18 protein-coding genes are annotated in these 17,226 nt (G+C 57.3%); 5 read left to right on the plus strand and 13 right to left on the minus strand.

Annotated features, from left to right (window positions below):
* Window positions 1–72: 72 nt before the first annotated feature.
* The 4 genes from Q7F15_RS11965 to Q7F15_RS11980 all read right to left on the minus strand — a co-directional run bounded on the left by Q7F15_RS11965 (window position 73) and on the right by Q7F15_RS11980 (window position 4,567).
* Window positions 73–351 carry an Fpa/YlaN family protein gene (locus Q7F15_RS11965; protein WP_029099385.1) on the minus strand — a complete coding sequence of 93 codons (279 nt, stop codon included), beginning with the start codon at window positions 349–351 and terminating at the stop codon, window positions 73–75.
* 157 nt (window positions 352–508) lie between these two features.
* Window positions 509–1,681, minus strand: coding sequence for a MalY/PatB family protein (locus Q7F15_RS11970; protein ID WP_171565672.1), 1,173 nt, complete (start codon window positions 1,679–1,681; stop codon window positions 509–511).
* Window positions 1,682–1,815: 134 nt separating this feature from the next.
* Window positions 1,816–3,345 carry an AbgT family transporter gene (locus tag Q7F15_RS11975; protein WP_304414408.1) on the minus strand — a complete coding sequence of 510 codons (1,530 nt, stop codon included), beginning with the start codon at window positions 3,343–3,345 and terminating at the stop codon, window positions 1,816–1,818.
* 13 nt (window positions 3,346–3,358) lie between these two features.
* Entirely contained in the window at window positions 3,359–4,567 is a 1,209-nt protein-coding gene (locus tag Q7F15_RS11980) for an amidohydrolase (RefSeq protein WP_304414409.1), read from the minus strand.
* A gap of 145 nt (window positions 4,568–4,712) precedes the next feature.
* On the opposite strand from Q7F15_RS11980, the gene Q7F15_RS11985 reads away from it, so the two are divergent.
* Window positions 4,713–5,216 (plus strand): molybdopterin-binding protein, encoded by a 504-nt coding sequence (locus Q7F15_RS11985; protein ID WP_212132345.1) that lies wholly within the window; start codon window positions 4,713–4,715, stop codon window positions 5,214–5,216.
* Window positions 5,217–5,387: 171 nt separating this feature from the next.
* On the opposite strand, the gene Q7F15_RS20645 is transcribed toward Q7F15_RS11985, so the two are convergent.
* Together Q7F15_RS20645 and Q7F15_RS11995 are read right to left on the minus strand one after the other, a co-directional pair.
* Window positions 5,388–5,693 carry a sporulation histidine kinase inhibitor Sda gene (locus Q7F15_RS20645; protein WP_376717865.1) on the minus strand — a complete coding sequence of 102 codons (306 nt, stop codon included), beginning with the start codon at window positions 5,691–5,693 and terminating at the stop codon, window positions 5,388–5,390.
* 156 nt (window positions 5,694–5,849) lie between these two features.
* Window positions 5,850–7,061, minus strand: a complete 1,212-nt coding sequence (locus Q7F15_RS11995; RefSeq protein WP_304414410.1) for an ornithine--oxo-acid transaminase — start codon at window positions 7,059–7,061, stop codon at window positions 5,850–5,852.
* A gap of 226 nt (window positions 7,062–7,287) precedes the next feature.
* On the opposite strand from Q7F15_RS11995, the gene Q7F15_RS12000 reads away from it, so the two are divergent.
* Window positions 7,288–8,676 carry a sigma-54 interaction domain-containing protein gene (locus tag Q7F15_RS12000; protein WP_304414411.1) on the plus strand — a complete coding sequence of 463 codons (1,389 nt, stop codon included), beginning with the start codon at window positions 7,288–7,290 and terminating at the stop codon, window positions 8,674–8,676.
* A gap of 199 nt (window positions 8,677–8,875) precedes the next feature.
* On the plus strand, window positions 8,876–10,279 hold the full coding sequence (locus Q7F15_RS12005) for an amino acid permease (protein WP_171565679.1): 1,404 nt from the start codon (window positions 8,876–8,878) through the stop codon (window positions 10,277–10,279).
* Between the two features lie 375 nt (window positions 10,280–10,654).
* On the opposite strand, the gene Q7F15_RS12010 is transcribed toward Q7F15_RS12005, so the two are convergent.
* Complete coding sequence (locus Q7F15_RS12010; RefSeq protein ID WP_304414412.1) at window positions 10,655–11,872, minus strand: MDR family MFS transporter; 1,218 nt, start codon at window positions 11,870–11,872, stop codon at window positions 10,655–10,657.
* A gap of 131 nt (window positions 11,873–12,003) precedes the next feature.
* Between Q7F15_RS12010 and Q7F15_RS12015 the strand changes: the two genes are divergently transcribed.
* Window positions 12,004–12,894, plus strand: a complete 891-nt coding sequence (locus Q7F15_RS12015) for a LysR family transcriptional regulator (RefSeq protein WP_171565681.1) — start codon at window positions 12,004–12,006, stop codon at window positions 12,892–12,894.
* Between the two features lie 59 nt (window positions 12,895–12,953).
* Here Q7F15_RS12015 and Q7F15_RS12020 read toward each other — a convergent pair whose 3' ends face one another.
* Window positions 12,954–13,409 carry a DUF188 domain-containing protein gene (locus Q7F15_RS12020; RefSeq protein WP_171565682.1) on the minus strand — a complete coding sequence of 152 codons (456 nt, stop codon included), beginning with the start codon at window positions 13,407–13,409 and terminating at the stop codon, window positions 12,954–12,956.
* Window positions 13,410–13,472: 63 nt separating this feature from the next.
* Here Q7F15_RS12020 and Q7F15_RS12025 point away from each other — a divergent pair, with 63 nt between their 5' ends.
* Complete coding sequence (locus tag Q7F15_RS12025; protein ID WP_171565683.1) at window positions 13,473–13,808, plus strand: hypothetical protein; 336 nt, start codon at window positions 13,473–13,475, stop codon at window positions 13,806–13,808.
* Between the two features lie 89 nt (window positions 13,809–13,897).
* On the opposite strand, the gene Q7F15_RS12030 is transcribed toward Q7F15_RS12025, so the two are convergent.
* From Q7F15_RS12030 to rnz, 5 genes are all read right to left on the minus strand, one after another.
* On the minus strand, window positions 13,898–14,821 hold the full coding sequence (locus tag Q7F15_RS12030) for a S8 family peptidase (protein WP_171565684.1): 924 nt from the start codon (window positions 14,819–14,821) through the stop codon (window positions 13,898–13,900).
* Window positions 14,822–15,030: 209 nt separating this feature from the next.
* Complete coding sequence (locus tag Q7F15_RS12035) at window positions 15,031–15,129, minus strand: YjcZ family sporulation protein (RefSeq protein ID WP_029099369.1); 99 nt, start codon at window positions 15,127–15,129, stop codon at window positions 15,031–15,033.
* A gap of 146 nt (window positions 15,130–15,275) precedes the next feature.
* Window positions 15,276–15,896, minus strand: coding sequence for a YczE/YyaS/YitT family protein (locus tag Q7F15_RS12040; RefSeq protein WP_171565709.1), 621 nt, complete (start codon window positions 15,894–15,896; stop codon window positions 15,276–15,278).
* An 82-nt stretch (window positions 15,897–15,978) separates the two neighbouring features.
* Window positions 15,979–16,203: a hypothetical protein gene (locus tag Q7F15_RS12045; RefSeq protein ID WP_171565685.1), complete on the minus strand. Its 225-nt coding sequence runs from the start codon at window positions 16,201–16,203 to the stop codon at window positions 15,979–15,981.
* Between the two features lie 24 nt (window positions 16,204–16,227).
* Window positions 16,228–17,205, minus strand: coding sequence for a ribonuclease Z (rnz, locus tag Q7F15_RS12050; protein WP_171565686.1), 978 nt, complete (start codon window positions 17,203–17,205; stop codon window positions 16,228–16,230).
* Window positions 17,206–17,226 lie beyond the last annotated feature (21 nt).

Here is a 17,226-nt window from a genome sequence, read left to right on the forward strand (position 1 = left end):
GCAGTCATTGAAAAATTGCAAGGAGTTTTTCATGAAAATGAAAAAGCGAGGAACGTCTCCACCCCCTCGCTTTTACTTCTGCCGGTGTTCATGCAGATCGGCCAGCTTCCGCTCCAACGAACCCATGATCTCGCGGCCGATTTCCTCTTCGATCAATCCCAGACGGACGGCAAATTCTACTTCTCGCGACAGCCCGAACATCTGCGTGTCCAACACTTCTTCATACAACGGGCACTGCGGCATGGTCAGGTTTTCCATCTGTACGTCGATCAGTTTATAGATTTTTTCTGCGTCTGCTCGCAGCAATGCTAGCGCTTTTTGTTCCAGATCGGGAACCTTAATCTCTGTCAAAACCTATCCCTCCGTTTGCCACCATCCTTACCTTACATAGTACGCCATTCTGGGCCATTTGAAAAGGGGAGATGGGGAGACAACTGTAACCGGCTCGCTGCCAGTTACAACCGACAGCGCCAATGATTGCCCGTTCCCTCATTGTAATGAGTCCCCCTTACTCATGGAGCGCCCGTTCCAGGCGTGACATCGCTTCCTCCAGGACGACGCGCGGGCAGGCAAAGTTAATGCGCTGAAACCCCGCCCCTTCCTTTCCAAACACGGTCCCGTCATGCAGACCCAGCTTCGCTTTCTTGCGCACGAGCGCGTTCAGTTCGTGTTGGCTCAACCCCAGCCGGCGGAAGTCCATCCAGCCGAGATAGGTAGCCTCCGGGACAGCCATGGATACCTCGGGAATTCGCTCAGCCAGAAAGTCGCGGATGTACTCCGCATTCCCCTTCAAATAGGCGAGTAATTCATCCAGCCACGGCTCGCCGTGCCGATAGGCGGCAATGGCCGCTTCGATGCCGAACAGGTTGAGCACTGTGTGCCCCATCCGCCTGGCCGCCTGTCTGAATGCCCGCAGCAGCTGAGGAGCAGGAGCGATCACGAACGCGGTTGACAACCCGGCGAGATTAAACGTCTTGCTGGCAGAGACCAGGGTCAGGCTATGGCTGGCAAGATGATCCGGGAGGGAGAAATAAGGGACGTGCCGCCCTTTTTCGTAGACGAGGTCGGCATGGATTTCATCCGCCACGACCACGATGTCCCGTTCCGAGCACATCTCCCCGAGCCGCACCAGTTCCTCCCGGGTCCAGACCCGTCCCACCGGATTGTGCGGACTGCACAGCAAAAACAATTTCGGCCGGCTTTCGTCCAAGATCTGTCGCAGGCCGTCCCAGTCGATGGTGTACCGGCCATTCTCTTCCCGCAGCGGATTTGGCACGAGTCTGCGTCCCAGGCTTTCCACCGCGTGATAAAACGGATGATAGACCGGCGTTTGGATCAGGACGCTGTCGCCCGGTTCGGTAAACGCTTCGACAGCGATGTGCAGTCCCGGCACGACCCCCGGCAACGTTCCCAACCAACCGGTGTCGACGGTGACGCCATACCGCCTGGCATACCAATCGGCCACTGCCTCGTACAGCGCATCGGGCCGCCCGGGATACCCGTAGACCGGATGCTGCGCGCGGCGAACCAGCGCTTCCGTCACTGCCGGCGGACACGCAAAGTCCATATCGGCCACCCACATTGGCAAGACGTCATCTGCTCCCAGCACCCGCTGGTAGTAATCCCACTTCAAACTGTTCGTCCCTTGTCGCCCAATCCGGATATCAAAGTGATGCGGCACTGTACTCCCCTCGCTTTTGCATGTTTTTTCTTTTCACCATACCCCGTTCTTTGGCAAATGTCCAAGCCTGAATGTCTCGTGTGCCCAAAAAAAGCGCCGCAGCCTCGTCAGCATGCGGCATTTTCCGTTTGTCCTCAGCGCGGGTAGACGCCGGGACCGACCGGCAGATCAAGGACAAACCAGACGACCATCTGTACCATCCAGATCAATAGGAAGGACAGCGCGTATGGCATCATCGTCGCAAAGATCGTGCCCATGCCCGCGTCCTTCTTGTACGCTTGGTAGTAGGCCAGGATCAGCGGCAGGTAGGGATTTACAGGTGATATGGTGTTGGTCGCCGAGTCGGCGACGCGGTAGGCGACCTGGATGAACGCCGGATGGTAATCGAGCAGCATTAGCATTGGCATGAACACCGGAGCCAGCATCGCCCACAACGCCGAACCGCTGGTGATGAACAGGCTCGCGAATGCGGTAAACAGCGTGAACCCGAGCACGACCGGCAGCCCGGTCATCCCGATGCTCTTTAGAAAATCAGCACCGCTCACGGCCAGCAGGATGCCGATGTTGCTCCAGTTGAAAAAGGCGATAAACTGGGCGGCCGTGAAGGCCATCACGATAAAGCCGGACATGTCTTTCACCGCTTCCGTCATGTAGCGCGGAATGTCCCTTGTACTCGTGATCAGCCCCATCTTCTTTCCGTACACGGCGGACACGGTCACGAAAAAGAGCAGAATCACCGGGATGATCCCCTTCAGGAACGGCGACGTCAAAAACCCGCCTGTCTGGGGATCGCGCAGGAGCGCCCCTTCCGGCACGACCAACAGAGCTGTCACTGCTGCAAAGACCAGGGCGGCGATGCCGGCTGCGCGCAGCGCCTTGTTCTCCCTGTCGCTCAGCTCCTCAAAGCGAACCTGCTGCTCTCCCTGATACTCGCCCAGGCGCGGTTCGATCACCTTGTCCGTAATCCAGGCGCCGATAAAGGACAGGAGAAAAACGGATGCGGACATGAAAAACCAGTTGTCCAGCGGCGAGACGTGGGCATGGGGATCGATCGTCCTGGCCACTTCGGTAGAAATGCCGGAAAGCAGGGCATCCGTGCCCGCGATGAACAGGTTGGCTGTGAATCCTGACGAGACCCCGGCCATGCCGGCGGCGATACCGGCGATCGGATGGCGGCCCATCGCCAAAAAGACGAGGCCACCCAGCGGCGGGATGATCACCATGGCCGCGTCGGAGGCGAGATTGCCCAGCACGCCGACAAATACCACCGTGAAGCTGACGATCGTTTTTGGCACGCGGGTCATGAGTTTGCGCAGGACGCTTGTGAGCAGACCCACTTTTTCCGCCAGACCAATCCCCAACGCCATGGTCAGCACGAGGCCGAGCGCCGGGAAGTCGGTAAAGTTTTTCAACATGCTGGTGAGAATCCAGTGGATTCCTTCGACGCTCAGCAAACTTTTCACCGGGACGGTTTCTCCTTTGCCGGGGTGTGTCACGGAGACGTCCAGTCCGGCGAGAATGGCTGAAATCACCATCATGATCAGGCACAGATACACAAAGAGCATAAACGGGTGAGGCAGTTTGTTCCCCACGGTCTCGATCCATCGCAACATCCCTTTTTGGTGTTGCAGCTCTGGCTGCATGCCTGCCGCTCCATGTGGCATGGTTGATCCCCTCCTACCCGTTTGCAATTGGTTGGCCGGATTTGGCACCCGTCCATTTCAATGCCCACCGAACAAACAGGGCAACCCCGTCCCGCAGCGCGTCCTCGTCAATGGTGAAGCGCGGATGGTGATGCGGATACACGATACCCTTTTCTTCGTTGCCAGCGCCCAGACAGATGTAACAGCTTGGCACGCATGCGGCAAACGCGGAGAAATCTTCCCCGCCCATCATCGGCGGAATGCGCTGCAGCGCTTGCTCCCCCCATTCCTCCACGATCAGTTCTTCCACCGTCCGGGTGACCCGTTCATCATTTATCACCGAAGCGTATCCGTACCGGTAGTCAAAGCGATACGCGGCGCCGTGCGCTTCCGCAACTCCCATGACAATCTGCTCCAGCCGCTTCGCCGCCGTTTGGCGAACGTCCTGGCTGAAACTGCGCACAGAGCCGCGCAGTTCCGCCTTGTCGGGAATGACGTTGTAGGCCCCTGTTCCTCCGTGAAAATTGGTCACGGAGATGACCAGTTGTTCCAGCGGATCGGTGTTGCGGGAAACGATCTGCTGCAAATTGGCAATCACCTGCGCGCCAATCGCCACCGGATCAATCGCCGTATGCGGCGCGGAGGCATGACCGCCCTTACCCTGAATGGTAATCTCGAACCGGTCGGAATTGGCCGTGACCGGTCCGTAGGCAATTCCAATCTTACCGACTGGAATATACGCCATCAAATGGATGGCGAGCATGGCATCGATGCCTTCTGCCACCCCTGCCTCCACCATTTCACGGGCGCCGCCGGGGTGCATCTCCTCCGCGTGCTGGAAAATGAAGCGCACTTCCCCTCTGATCTGGTCCCGCAGGCGGGACAGCACGCTTGCTGCGCCCAGGAGCATCGCCGTATGCCCGTCGTGCCCGCACGCATGCATGACACCGGGAACTGCCGATGCGAATGGAAAGTCGTTTTCTTCCTGGATCGCCAGTGCGTCCATGTCGGCGCGCAGACCGATCACGGGTCCCGGTTGGGCACCGACGAGACGGGCGACCACACTGGTTCTGGTCGGCCGGGAGAGCTCCAGATTCCCAAACGACTGCAACCGCTCGTACACGAACGCCGCTGTCTTCTCCTCCTGAAACGACAGTTCCGGATACTTGTGCAGATGCCGCCTCCACTGGATCACGTCGTCCGCAACAGAGTCCAGCAGAGAGCGCACGTTTTCCTTGTCCATGACAATCTCCCCTTCAGATGGTAGTTTCCACCAATTACAAATTTCTATATTTTCGGAAAATTTCCTTTACGATGATTCGTTTGCCGCATCCCGGCATGTACAGTACAATCAGGAATAGGATTTCGTATAAACGGAGGAATGCTGGATGTCAGATGTGATCGTGTTCAAGGGGGCCGTATCGTTCCCCATCACGCTGGACCCGAGTGTGTGGATCTTCGACGAACGAAAAATCGACCTGCGCACCTATCGGGGAGAAGAAGAGCAGACGGACGGACGACAATCCGCCTACCTGCAGGGCACTGGTTCCCAGTGGGACAAGGAACTGCGGGAAGGCGCCACACTGCCGTCAGAACGGCGGAGTCTGGCGGAAGAACGGAAAGCGCTTGAGGGCGACTACGGCATGCGGCTGGCTCCGTTTATTGACAACGCCAAGCCGCTGCCGGAAGCGACGCACGTGCGCATCCACCGCGACGGCCAGGAGCCGGTGACGCTGCCGATCGAAACCGCCAGACAAGCAATTCTGCAGTTTTCCCGAGATGGCAAGCCTCTGCGCGAAGATGGCCCGGTCTACTTTTTCCTGCCGGAGTGGTTGACCGCTGGCGAACAACCGCTCAAGGCCATCACCGCATTTGAATTCGTCACAGAATGATAAAGTACGTCTGGCCTGGCCAGACATGCTGCGGAAGACAACCGCACCCGACTCCATTGCGGCACAGCAAGAGACAATAATTGCGAACATACGTGTGAAGCCGCATCAAAAAAAGCCATCCGCCGCGGCGGATGGCTTTTCTATGATGGATGCTGCCTGGAGGTTTGCCCATCAAGCGCTGAATTGAGTAATTTGGAGGTTTCTCCTTTCTATCTCTTCGCAAAGCAACTCGATGAAGGCGGGATCCAATTGAAGGTCGACAGCACGCTGATACACTTCTATCAACATCTGATCGCTCAAAAATTTCACATTGGTCACCTCCATCTGTTTCATGTGCCCATTGTAGCAGATGGGACGTGCGCGAACAACCGTTCCGATATCCACAACCCATGTGGAAATCGTGTGGGTAAGCTGTGGGCAAAGTGTTGACAACTGGAAAAAGATACCGGTTTTTTCCTGTGGATTCCTACCCAACATTTATCCACATCTTGTCAAAATTTGTCGAACGATTTTGTATAATCAGACCCGACTGTCGACCTCCGCTCCTCCCTGAGGACAGGGGAAGCAGCTTACAGGAAAAACCACCCGGGACCGGGTGGTTTTCCTTTTTGACGGTATGGACACAACCGTGTATTACGCGTTGGCCGGCTCGGTGGTGTGCAGCACTTGTTTGATCCGTTCGATCGCCCAATCCAGTTCTTCCTTGCTGATGACCAGCGGCGGCGCAAAGCGGATCGTCGTCTCATGCGTCTCTTTGCACAAGAGGCCCTGTTCCTTCAACTGCTCGCAGTACGGACGGGCCGCCGTATGCAGCTCCAATCCGATAAACAGGCCGCGGCCGCGGATTTCCTTGATCAGCGGGTTGCGAATTTCTTTCAGCTTTTCCATGAAGTACGCCCCGAGCTCGCGGGAACGATCCACCAGCTTTTCATCGATCAGGACGTCCAGTGCAGCCACCGCGACGGCGCAGCCCAGCGGATTGCCGCCAAACGTAGAGCCGTGGGAACCCGGGTCAAAGACACCGAGCACTTCCCGGTCCGCAGCCACTGCCGAGATCGGGAACACGCCACCGCCCAGCGCTTTGCCCATGATGTACATATCCGGCTTGACCTCCTCCCAGTCGGACGCGAACAGCTTGCCCGTGCGGCCAAAGCCGGTCTGAATCTCGTCGCATACGAGCAGCACGTTGTTGGCTTTGCACAATTCGTAGGCCTGCTTCAGGAAGCCCTCGGGCGGAATGATGATGCCGGCTTCGCCCTGGATCGGCTCCAGCATGAATGCCGCCGTGTTCGGCGTGATCGCCTTCCGCAGCGCTTCGATGTCGCCGTACGGGATGATTTTGAAGCCCGGGGTGAACGGTCCAAACCCGCGCTTGTAGGATTGATCGGATGAGAACGAGGTGACTGTGATCGTACGGCCGTGAAAATTGCCTTCACAGACGATGATTTCCGCCTGGTTTTCCGGCACCTTTTTCACATCGTACGCCCAGCGGCGCACGGCTTTCAGCGCTGTCTCCACCGCCTCTGCGCCCGTGTTCATCGGCAGGATCATCTCCTTGCCGGTCAGCTGCGCCAGTTTTTCATAGAAGACGCCCAGCTGGTCGTTGTAAAAGGCGCGCGAGGTGAGCGTCACCTTGTCCGCCTGATCCTTCAGCGCCTGAATGATGCGGGGATGGCAGTGGCCCTGGTTCAATGCCGAATACGCACTCAGCATATCCAGGTATCTGTTGCCTTCCGGATCTTCCACCCATACGCCTTCCGCCTTGGAGATGACGATCGGCAGCGGATGGTAGTTATGTGCGCCGTATTTCTCGGTTTGATCAATTACCGCTTTGGTCTTGTTCATGTTGTCTGCCTCCTTGAATCGCTTGTTATCTGTAGTATCATTCAAGAACGATGCCAACCGAACCAAATCTTGCCGCAGCGTTGCTATTGCGCAATTCCCTTCCTCTACCGGCAAAATTTTTTTGCATGTCCCCCGCAATTTTTCGCATCAGTGCAGAATCATTTTGCACACGCCTCTACCTAATGGTATGATAACCTTCGTAGAAATGACAGGCAGGTGCATTTTGATGGCGAACGAATCGCATGAAACCTTCTTGCGCATCTACGCACACATTCTCGACAACATCAGCGAAGGGGTACACGTGATTGACGCCCAGGGGACATCCATCGTGTACAACCGCAAGATGTCGGAACTGGAGGCGATGAACAAGCACGACGTACTGAACAGGCCGCTGACAGAGGTGTTCCAGTTTCCGCAGGGGCAGGAGAGCACGCTCCTTCGCTGCCTGCGAACGGGCAAAAGCGTGCGCAACGTTCGGCAAACCTATTTTAACGACAAGGGGATAGAAATCACAACCATCAACAATACCTTCCCGCTGATGGAAGACGGCCGGATTATCGGGGCGATGGAGATTGCCAACGACGTCACCAAGATGGAGCGGCTGATCCGCGAAAATCTGTGGGACAAAAACGGCGCCCGCTACACATTTGACACCATTATCGGCGACAGCCCATCCATTCGGGAAGTGATCGAAAGCGCCAAACGGGCGGCGCGAACCTCGTCTTCCGTGTTGGTAGTGGGTGAAACCGGCGCGGGCAAGGAGCTGTTCGTGCAGAGCATCCACAACGCCAGCCTGCGCGCGGGAGGGCCGTTTATCTCGCAAAATTGCGCCGCCCTGCCCGATACCCTGATTGAGGGGCTGCTCTTCGGCACAGCGCGCGGCGCCTTTACCGGCGCGGTGGAACGGCCGGGTCTGTTTGAGCAGGCGGAAGGCGGCACGCTGTTTTTGGACGAGATTAACTCGCTTAGTATGCCACTGCAGGCCAAATTGTTGCGCGCCCTGCAGGAAAAGTCGATCCGGCGCATCGGCGACACCAAGGACCGGGCGATCGACGTGCGCATCATCGCCGCGCTGAACGAAGACCCCATCGAAGCGATCTCCCAGCAGCGGCTGCGCAAGGACCTGTACTACCGGCTGGGCGTGGTCACGCTTTTCATCCCGCCGTTGCGCGAGCGAAAAGAGGACATTCCCCTGCTTGTTGACCATTTTATCCGCAAGTACAACCAGCTGTTTCAGATGGACGTGACAGGGATCAGCGAGGAGGTCATGCGCTTTTTCCTCTCTCACGACTGGCCCGGAAACGTGCGGGAGCTTCAGCATGTCATCGAAGGCGCGATGAACCTGATGACGGACGAAACGGTCATCACCACCGCGCATCTGCCCTATCACTTTTTGCGCCGCACAGGAAGTGCCGCCAAGGAAAAGATGCCGGTTCAGCCATTAGCGGATGAGATCAAGCCGCTGAAAGAAAAAATGCGTGAGTTTGAGGCATACTACATTCAGCGCGTGGTTGAAAAGCACAAGGGCAACATCTCCCGCTCCGCCAGGGAGTTGGGCATCAGCCGGCAGAGCCTGCAGTACCGCCTGCGCAAACTGGGAGTCAAGCATACGTGAGGTGCGCCAACTTTTTTGGCGAGTGACGAATTTTTTTGCGCTAATTGCCCAATTCGTTTGCACAAGCTGACTCTATTTTTGCGATTGTACGCAAATGTATGACAATTCCGACTTGGTACACTCCTTGCATAATACTCGTCCTCGCAGGTTGTACAAGGCTGATTGTACCATTCCTGAATTTCCTGAAGGAGAGGGTTACATGACATCACGAAAAGAGCACCACAACGAATTGAACCGAGCGATGAGCAGCCGCCACCTGTTCATGATTTCGCTCGGCGGCGTAATCGGAACCGGCCTGTTCCTGGGCTCCGGCTATACCATCAGCCAGGCGGGGCCGATCGGGACGATTGTCTCCTACATGGTTGGCGGTCTGATCATGTATCTGACGATGCTCTGCCTGGGCGAGCTGGCCGTGGCAATGCCGGTGTCCGGTTCGTTCCAGACCTACTTGACCCGGTTTGTCAGTCCGTCGCTCGGCTTTGCCGTCGGCTGGCTGTACTGGTTGGGCTGGGCCGTTACGGTTGCGCTGGAACTTTTGTCTTCGGGCCTGCTGATGCAGCGCTGGTTTCCCGATTCACCAGTATGGATGTGGTGCGCGATATTCGGTGCCGTCCTGTTCGTATTAAATGCGCTTTCCGCACGGGCGTTCGGGGAGACGGAATTCTGGTTTTCGAGCATTAAGGTAAGCGCTATCATCCTGTTCATCATTCTGGGTGGCGCCGCCATGTTTGGCCTGATCGACATGAAAAACGGCCAACCCGCTCCGATGCTCTCCCATTACCTGGACAGCCCGCTGCTGCCCAACGGGATTACCGGTCTCTTGCTGACGATGATCACTGTCAACTTTTCATTCCAGGGAACGGAACTGATCGGTATTGCCGCCGGCGAGAGCAAGGAGCCGGAAAAGACGATTCCCCAATCGATTCGCAACACCGTTTGGCGCACGCTTGTCTTTTTCGTGCTGGCGATCTTCGTCCTGGCCGGCATGATCCCCTACCAGCAGGCGGGCGTGATTGAAAGTCCGTTTGTCGTCGTCTTCGACAGCATCGGCATTCCGTATGCGGCCGACATCATGAACTTCGTCGTGCTGACAGCGCTGTTATCCGTGGCCAACTCCGGACTCTACGCAGCCACCCGGATGCTCTACTCCCTGTCCAAAGACGGCATGGCCAGTGACAAACTGGCGACAGTCAACCACAAGGGGATTCCGATGCAGGCGCTCCTGATCACCTTCGCCATTTCCCTGCTGTCGCTCTTGTCCGGCTTCATCGCAGAAGACACCGTGTTTATGATCCTGCTGTCCATCGCCGGTCTCGGGGCACAGGTTGGCTGGATTTCCATCTCCCTGTCCCAGATCGCATTCCGCCGCCAATACCTGCGAAACGGCGGTTCGCTGCAGGACCTGAAATTCCGGACACCGCTCTACCCGGTGCTTCCGATGATTTCGCTGATCCTCAACATCACGGTTCTGATCAGCCTGGCATTCGATTCGGAGCAGCGGATCGCGCTGTACTGCGGGATTCCGTTCCTCGTGATCTGCATCCTCATCTACCAACTGCGGATCAAGAAAAAGAACGGCTTGACGGATCAAAACGCTGCCTGACAAGCGGATGCACCGCTGGATGGTGGCGCAGGCCATTTCCTGATCGCATCAAGCCAAACCAAATCAATCGCGTGTTGCGCGTCTATTCACAAAGAAAAGCTTGCGGCCTGTGAGGAACCGCAAGCTTTTCGTTTTCGCAAGCAATTCATGCAAGCAGTCGTCGTGCGTCATGTGTTACATGGCTACGCGCACGATCTCCGTAATGACCACCATGGCAAAGACGGCAAACCCAAGGGAACTGGTTACAAGCAGCATCCGTTTCAGTTTCTTCATGTCATCCATTTGTGATTCCCTCCCTTTCTCTTGTGCCAACCATCTCTACCGTTATATACGAGCGGGAGTTGGAAAAAGTTTCAAGTCAGCACAAAAAATTTTTCAGGATCGTGCCATCCTCACACAGTCGCTTTTGGATTGAGCCATTTCCTGCTCCATCCGGTACAGCTTCCAGGCTACCCAAAGGCCGACAAACAGGCACAACGTCCACGGCAGCCAGGGCATCTCCTGCCGCTGTGCCAGATCATACACCCAACCGCCGGCAAACTGGCCCACGGAACCGCCGATCGCCAGCGAATACCCATTGAAGCCGTAGTAGGCACCGACGTGCTCGGGCGGCGCAAAACGCTGCACCATGTCCATCATATGAGGTACGGCGATCATCGTGCCCAGGGCGAACAAGAGTGCATCGGCGACCAACATCCACAGCGTATCAGCAAACGCCAGCAAAAACAAGCCGAATCCCATGACAAATGTGCCCAATCCAATCAGGGTGAGGCGCTGCGGGTATCCCTCCAGCCACTGGCTGACCTTCATCTGCAGCAAAATGACGGAAACGGAGACGGACGACAAGACGATGCCGACGGCGGTTTTGCTGTGCGTCACGTCCTGCGCAAGTTGCGGTATGGTGAGAAACAGCTGCATGTTGAGGTAGTAGTAGCCCATCAGGATCAACGTGTAGCGGACGAAGCGCCTGTCCCGTACGACCAGCGCCATGCTCGCCCAGATGCCGTGCCGCTCGTGCTTCACTTCGATCGGCTGCAGCAGGAACAGCGCGATCAGCCCGTTTCCCGCAAAAATCGCCCCGGCAAACAGCGACAGGTACGTAAAATCGAAGGCGGCCAAAGCGGTCCCCACGACCTGGGAGCCGACAACGCCGACGTTGGTCAGCACGTTGCGAAAGGCAAACACGTCCTTGCGAATCGAATCGGGAGTCAGCACGGCAAAGGCGGCCGACATGGCCGGTTCAAACAGCGAGCCGCCCAATCCGGAGAGAACGGCCGCCAGAAAAAACTGCCACGGCGCTGTACAAAACGCAAACAGGGCAAAACCTGCGGCGCGAATCAACAGGCCCAATACCATGGTACCCTTGTAGCCAAAGGTGTCAGCCACCACCCCGCCGAGAAAGGCAAATCCCTGCTGCGAGAATTGTCGCACGCCAAGCACGAGGCCAGCCATCGCCACCGTCCATCCGATGCTGCCTGTCAAGTACAGGGTCAGGTATGGAATCAGCGCGTAAAACCCCAGGTTCATCAAAAACGAGGTGACCAGCAGCAGCTTGACGGAAATCGGCGTTTCCCTCCACACGCGTCTCTTCATCTCTATCACACTCACTCTGTCTTCTGTCTGACATTTCGCGATACTCCCAGCTTACGAAAGCTGGTATAATTTGAGAAACGAACAATTTTGCACAGAGTTATCAAAGAATGTGATAAGAGGGAACACAGCGCATGGATTTCGAACAGTTACGTGCCTTTTATACCGTGGCGCAAACGAAAAACTTTACAAAAGCGGCAGAAATGCTGCACGTTGTCCAATCGACCGTTACGACGAGAATCAAACAACTGGAAGAAAAAGTAGGCAAGCCGCTGTTCACCCGGGACAAACGCAGCGTGAAGATCACCCAGGCCGGTTTGACGCTGCTGCCGTACGCCGAACGCATCCTGAAGCTCGCCACCGAGGCGCTGAACGAAGTGGCTGCCCTCCAACCGTACGAGGATTACCTCTCCATCGGCAGCCTGAATTCAATCTGGACCGCCATCCTGGAGCCGATACTCAAGGAGTACCACTACCGCTATCCGCACATTGCCATCAGCACCAAGACGGGGCACTCCGCCGACGTAATCCAATTTCTCCTGGACAACGTGATCCAAATCGGGATCGTCTACGTGCCGCCGTCTCTGCCCAACTTTGAGGTCATTCCCGCCTGGGAAGACGAGATCGTCCTGGTCAGTCCCCCGGACGACTCGATTATCACAGCGCCACATGTGGACGCTCGCGAACTGCGCAACCTCCCTTTGCTCTTCATGAATTGGGGGCCGCCGTTTGACCAGTGGATGCGGCAGACGCTGCCGCGCAGCTTTGTCCCCAAACTGCATGTGGACAAGGCGGAACTGGCCATCGACCTGGTAAAGGAAGGCCTGGGCGTCAGCCTGCTAACCCGTTCGACGGTGCAGGCCGACCTCGCCAACGGAACACTGAAGGAAATCACCATTGTCGGCAACAGACCGCCCAAACGGTCCGCCTACATCGTCCTGCCCCGGGACAAAAAGAACAAGCCCAGCGTGGAAAAATGGCTGGGCCTGATGCAGGAATTCGGTTATTTGCCTGAGCGGGCGTGACAGGACAGACGCCTTCGTCCGGATTCCTCACAGGGGATCGGCCATATGGCGAGGCAGCCTCATTCCCCCTCCTCCATCAACGCACGCAGTGCGGCCGCAAACCGCTGATCGTCCTGCTGTGTGCGTGCAGACGGTCCGCGGGTTCGCCCGCCTCCCCGGCGGAAGCGCGCTTTTTCGTTTCGTTCTTCCAATTGGAACGTGATCCGTTCCGCATCAAACACGGACCCGTGCGGTGTCACGGCCTTGGACCGTTTCCCCAGCACGAGTGCGGCCAGTCCGATGTCCTGGGTGACGACGATGTCGCCCGCCTTCGCTTCGTTGGCCAGCCTCATGTCCACTGCCTGGGGGCCGGCGTCCACCACGACGTGATCTTCACCGTGAATCTGGTGATGGTAGCTGGCAAAGGTGACACAGCGCCACCCTTTTTCCTTGCACAGCGCCCGGGCAATCTCCAGCGCGCTTCGCGGACAGGCGTCGGCGTCAATCAGCACGCGCCCGTTGACTGCAGTCGTCACATTGGTTCACCTCTTGGCAGGCATGGCCCCTCCCCCTGCGGCTCCTTTTTTGATATGATGTGAATGGAGAGGAGTGAAAGGGCTTTGCGTTATCAATTTCAGTACGACGAACGGCTGGGCGTTCGGCTTCCCGTCCTCTACCACGACTGGGACGAGTATTCGCCGGAAGAACGGGCCAGCATGCTGCTGGAGTGGGAAGAAATTCGCGCAACCATTCCCGATCGCATCATTCAGTTGGAAGCCATTATCATCGAAAAGCAAAAACAGATGTTTGAGGAAGAAAACTTCGCCCGCTCCTGCGAATTGAACAGCGAAATTCACGAATTGGCCAGCATTATCAATGATCTTAATATATGGTTTCGCGTCCAACAAGACTACGAAACAAAAACGCACCAGTAACCGCAGGCAAACACGGGACGGCACAAAAGGGCAGGCGATAAAGAATCGCCTGCCTCTCTTTTTTAGACGTTTTATTAGGCGTTGGCCGGTCAACTCGCGGCCGATTTTTTCCGCGCCAGGCGCAGCGCGATCAATCCGGTCACGTGCGGCGCCGCCATCGACGTCCCGTTCAGCTTTTTGAAGCTGTTGCCCGGCCAGGTGGACAAAATGTCCACGCCCGGCGCCGTCGTCGTCATTCCTTTGCCGCGCGAGCTGAATTCCGCCAGCTTGCCGTTTTGCGCCACTGCCCCGACACCGATTACCTCCCGATACCGGGCCGGGTATTCCACCTGTCCCCCGTTGTTGCCGGCTGACGCCACCATGACGATTCCCCGGTCCGCCGCCTTTTTGACAATCCGCGCCAGCGCTTCGCTGTACTGCGGCATGCCGAAGCTCATGTTGATGATCTCCATGTTGTTTTTGATCGACCAGTTCAAGGCCCGCATGATGTCGGCCAACCTGGCTGTGCCGTCCTCCCGGAACGTGCGCACATCGTAGAGATCAGCCTCCGGGGAGACCCCGACTATCCCCCGCTTGTTCATTTCCGCTACGATGATGCCGGCCACATGGGTGCCGTGCCCGTTGCGTTTGCCCCGGACCAGTTCGATGCCTCCCTTCACTCGATTGCGCAGCTCGAAATGATTGCGGTCTATCCCTGTATCGATGACGGCGATCTTCACGCCGGCTCCCTTGCTTCTCTTCCACAACCGTTCCGCCCCGACATACTTCACGCCCCAGGGCACCTCTTCTTGCGAGTGCACCCTGACCACCACGTTTTCTTCCACGATCGGATTGTGCCGTAAAAAGTGGTCCTGGTACATCTCAAAAAGTTCATCGCGAACGCACATGCAGGAGACGTCGTCAAAGCAGCGCCACGGCTGTTTCGCCGCCCGGGTAGCCAACTTCAACTTCGCCTTCAGCTCCGCCAAAATGTCGGCAAACGGCGCTTGATGATGAAACGTCAAAATCTTCACCTGGATTCCTCCCTGTCGTGACGAATGTCTGCATCATCCTATGTACAGATGCTGCCTTTTGGGTTGGGTGTTCACACAGGAGCGAGAAAAAGGGCGATTGTCTGAGCGCAGTTCAAACTGTCCGCCGCGCTGCGTCACCGCAAAAGCGCAAAGCAAAAGGGAGCGCGTGTCCGCTCCCTGTTTGCTCATACCCGCCAGTTGTGCCTGGATTAGTTGTCGCAGGCGCACCCGACGATCGTCAGCAATACGAACAACACCAGCACCAAGGCAAAATCGTCAAAGAAACCGCCGTTAAACAGGCTACTCATTACGCTTCCCCTCCTTTGTTGGCAACTACTCATACGGTATGAGCCAAACGGGTGGATTGATTGGACGGACGCCCATGTCCTGCATTTCAGCACCGTCCAATTTGGCTGGCCTGACGCTCGCAAACGCCAAAAAAGCCTGCGCTCCATCAAGAAGCTGCAGGCTTTTTGGATTGGGGGGCAGGCGCCATCCCGTACGGTTTTTGCATGACGGTCTGCCAGAAGGGGATCGTGCGCTGGATCAGCGGACCGGTCAACAGCGCGATCAGCACGGTGCCGATCGACACCGGTCCGCCCAGGGCCGCACCCGCCAACAGGACGGTTACCTCGATGGCGATGCGTACCTTTTGAATGCTCCAGCCCATCCGTTCGTTCATCGCCAGCATGAAACTGTCGCGCGGTCCAGCGCCCAGCCGCGGCGAGATGTACATCCCGATGCCGACGGCCATTATCAGCAAACCGGCGAGCAGCATCAGATACTGTTCCAGCATGGTTTCGGCTGTCGGGACAATGTCCAGCCAGAGAAAAAAGTCGAGAAAACTGCCAAAGCAGACCATATTCAAAAACATGCCAAACGTCGGCTTGATCTTAGCCAGCACATACGAAAGCAGGATGACGATGACCCCTACGATTTGCGTCCAGATGCCGATGGTCAGTCCAAACGTTTTTTGCAGACCGATGTGCAGCACATCCCAGGGCGAGACGCCCAGGTGTGCCTTGATCGTCAGTACGCAGCCAAATGCGCCAATGAACAGCCCCAGCACAAACATGGCGTAGCGAACCGCGAGCGGCCCGCCAAGTCGTTTCCCATACACTCCTGTTCACCTTTCCGTTCTCTCTGTTCTCTGCCGGTTAGCGCCAACCGGCCACCACTTCGTGAAAGATCCCGGCACTGCGGAAGTACGCCTCTGCTTTTGGGCGGTTGATGTAGGTTTCCAGCTCGTTCAGCCGCTCTCCCTCCAGGACGACCTGCCGCTGCCGGTTTTCCTCGTCACGGTACTCCACGATCAGGGACAGGTTCTCCCGCAGACAGTGTTCCCGCAGTTCTTCCGGGGTAGCAAAGGTAACCCGTTTCATGCTCTCCCTCTTTCCTGATGATGATCATTCATTATAGCAGGGATTCGCCGTTTCGCCCACTCCGCCGCGCACTCGTTTTACAGGTAGGCTGGCCAGATCTTCCGCCAACGTCGTATTGGGAAAGACGTCCCTGGCCTCCGCCAAGAGATCGGCCATTGTCAGGTCCCCGTCTTCATTTTCATAGCGCGGGCTGAAGTGGGTGAGGCAGAGCGCCTTCACCCCCGCTTCCCGGGCCAGAAGGGCCGCTTCCCGCGCCGTGGAGTGGCCGCTGCGCACGGCCAGCTCCTTGTCCCGGTAGGCGTACGTCGCCTCGTGAATCAGCAGGTCAGCACCGGCCGCCAATTCCCGGACGGCGCGGCACGGCTGGGTGTCTCCGCTGTAGACCACTTTGCGCCCCGGCTGGACTGGTCCGACAAAATCGCGGCCGTCAAAGACACGACCGTCTGGCAGGGTGATCCGCTCCCCCCGCTTCAACGCCCCGTACAGCGGCCCCTGCGGGATGCCCGCCTGTTCGGCTGCGTCCGCCAGAAACGCGCCGGGGCGATCCTTTTCCACCACCGCATAGGCGTACGCCGGCACCCGGTGCTGCACCCGGCGGCAGGACACCGTGAACGCTTCGTTTTCCCAGATGGTGCCTTCCTCGACGATGTGCACATGAAGCGGGTAATGCAGATGGACGGGACTTACGTCCATCACCGCCTGGATGTAGCGGTCCACGCCCGGCGGCCCGTACAGTTCCACCGCCGATGCTTCGTCGTTGCGCAGCGAGCGGCTGGCCAACAGGCCGATCAAGCCGTACAGGTGATCCCCGTGCAGGTGGGTAATGAAGATTTTTTCCAATTGACTTACTTTTAGCGGGGAACGCAAAATCTGGTGCTGTGTGCCCTCACCGCAGTCAAACAGCCACCACTTGCCTGTTTGAATAAAGCGGAGGGCGATCCCGCTGACGTTTCGACGCGTCGACGGAGCACCCGATCCGGTTCCCAGAAAGGTAATGATCATGCTGCGAGTGGTCTCCTTTTC

Origin of the sequence: Brevibacillus aydinogluensis, from assembly GCF_961514395.1 — a bacterium.
GTDB classification, from domain to species: domain Bacteria; phylum Bacillota; class Bacilli; order Brevibacillales; family Brevibacillaceae; genus Brevibacillus; species Brevibacillus aydinogluensis.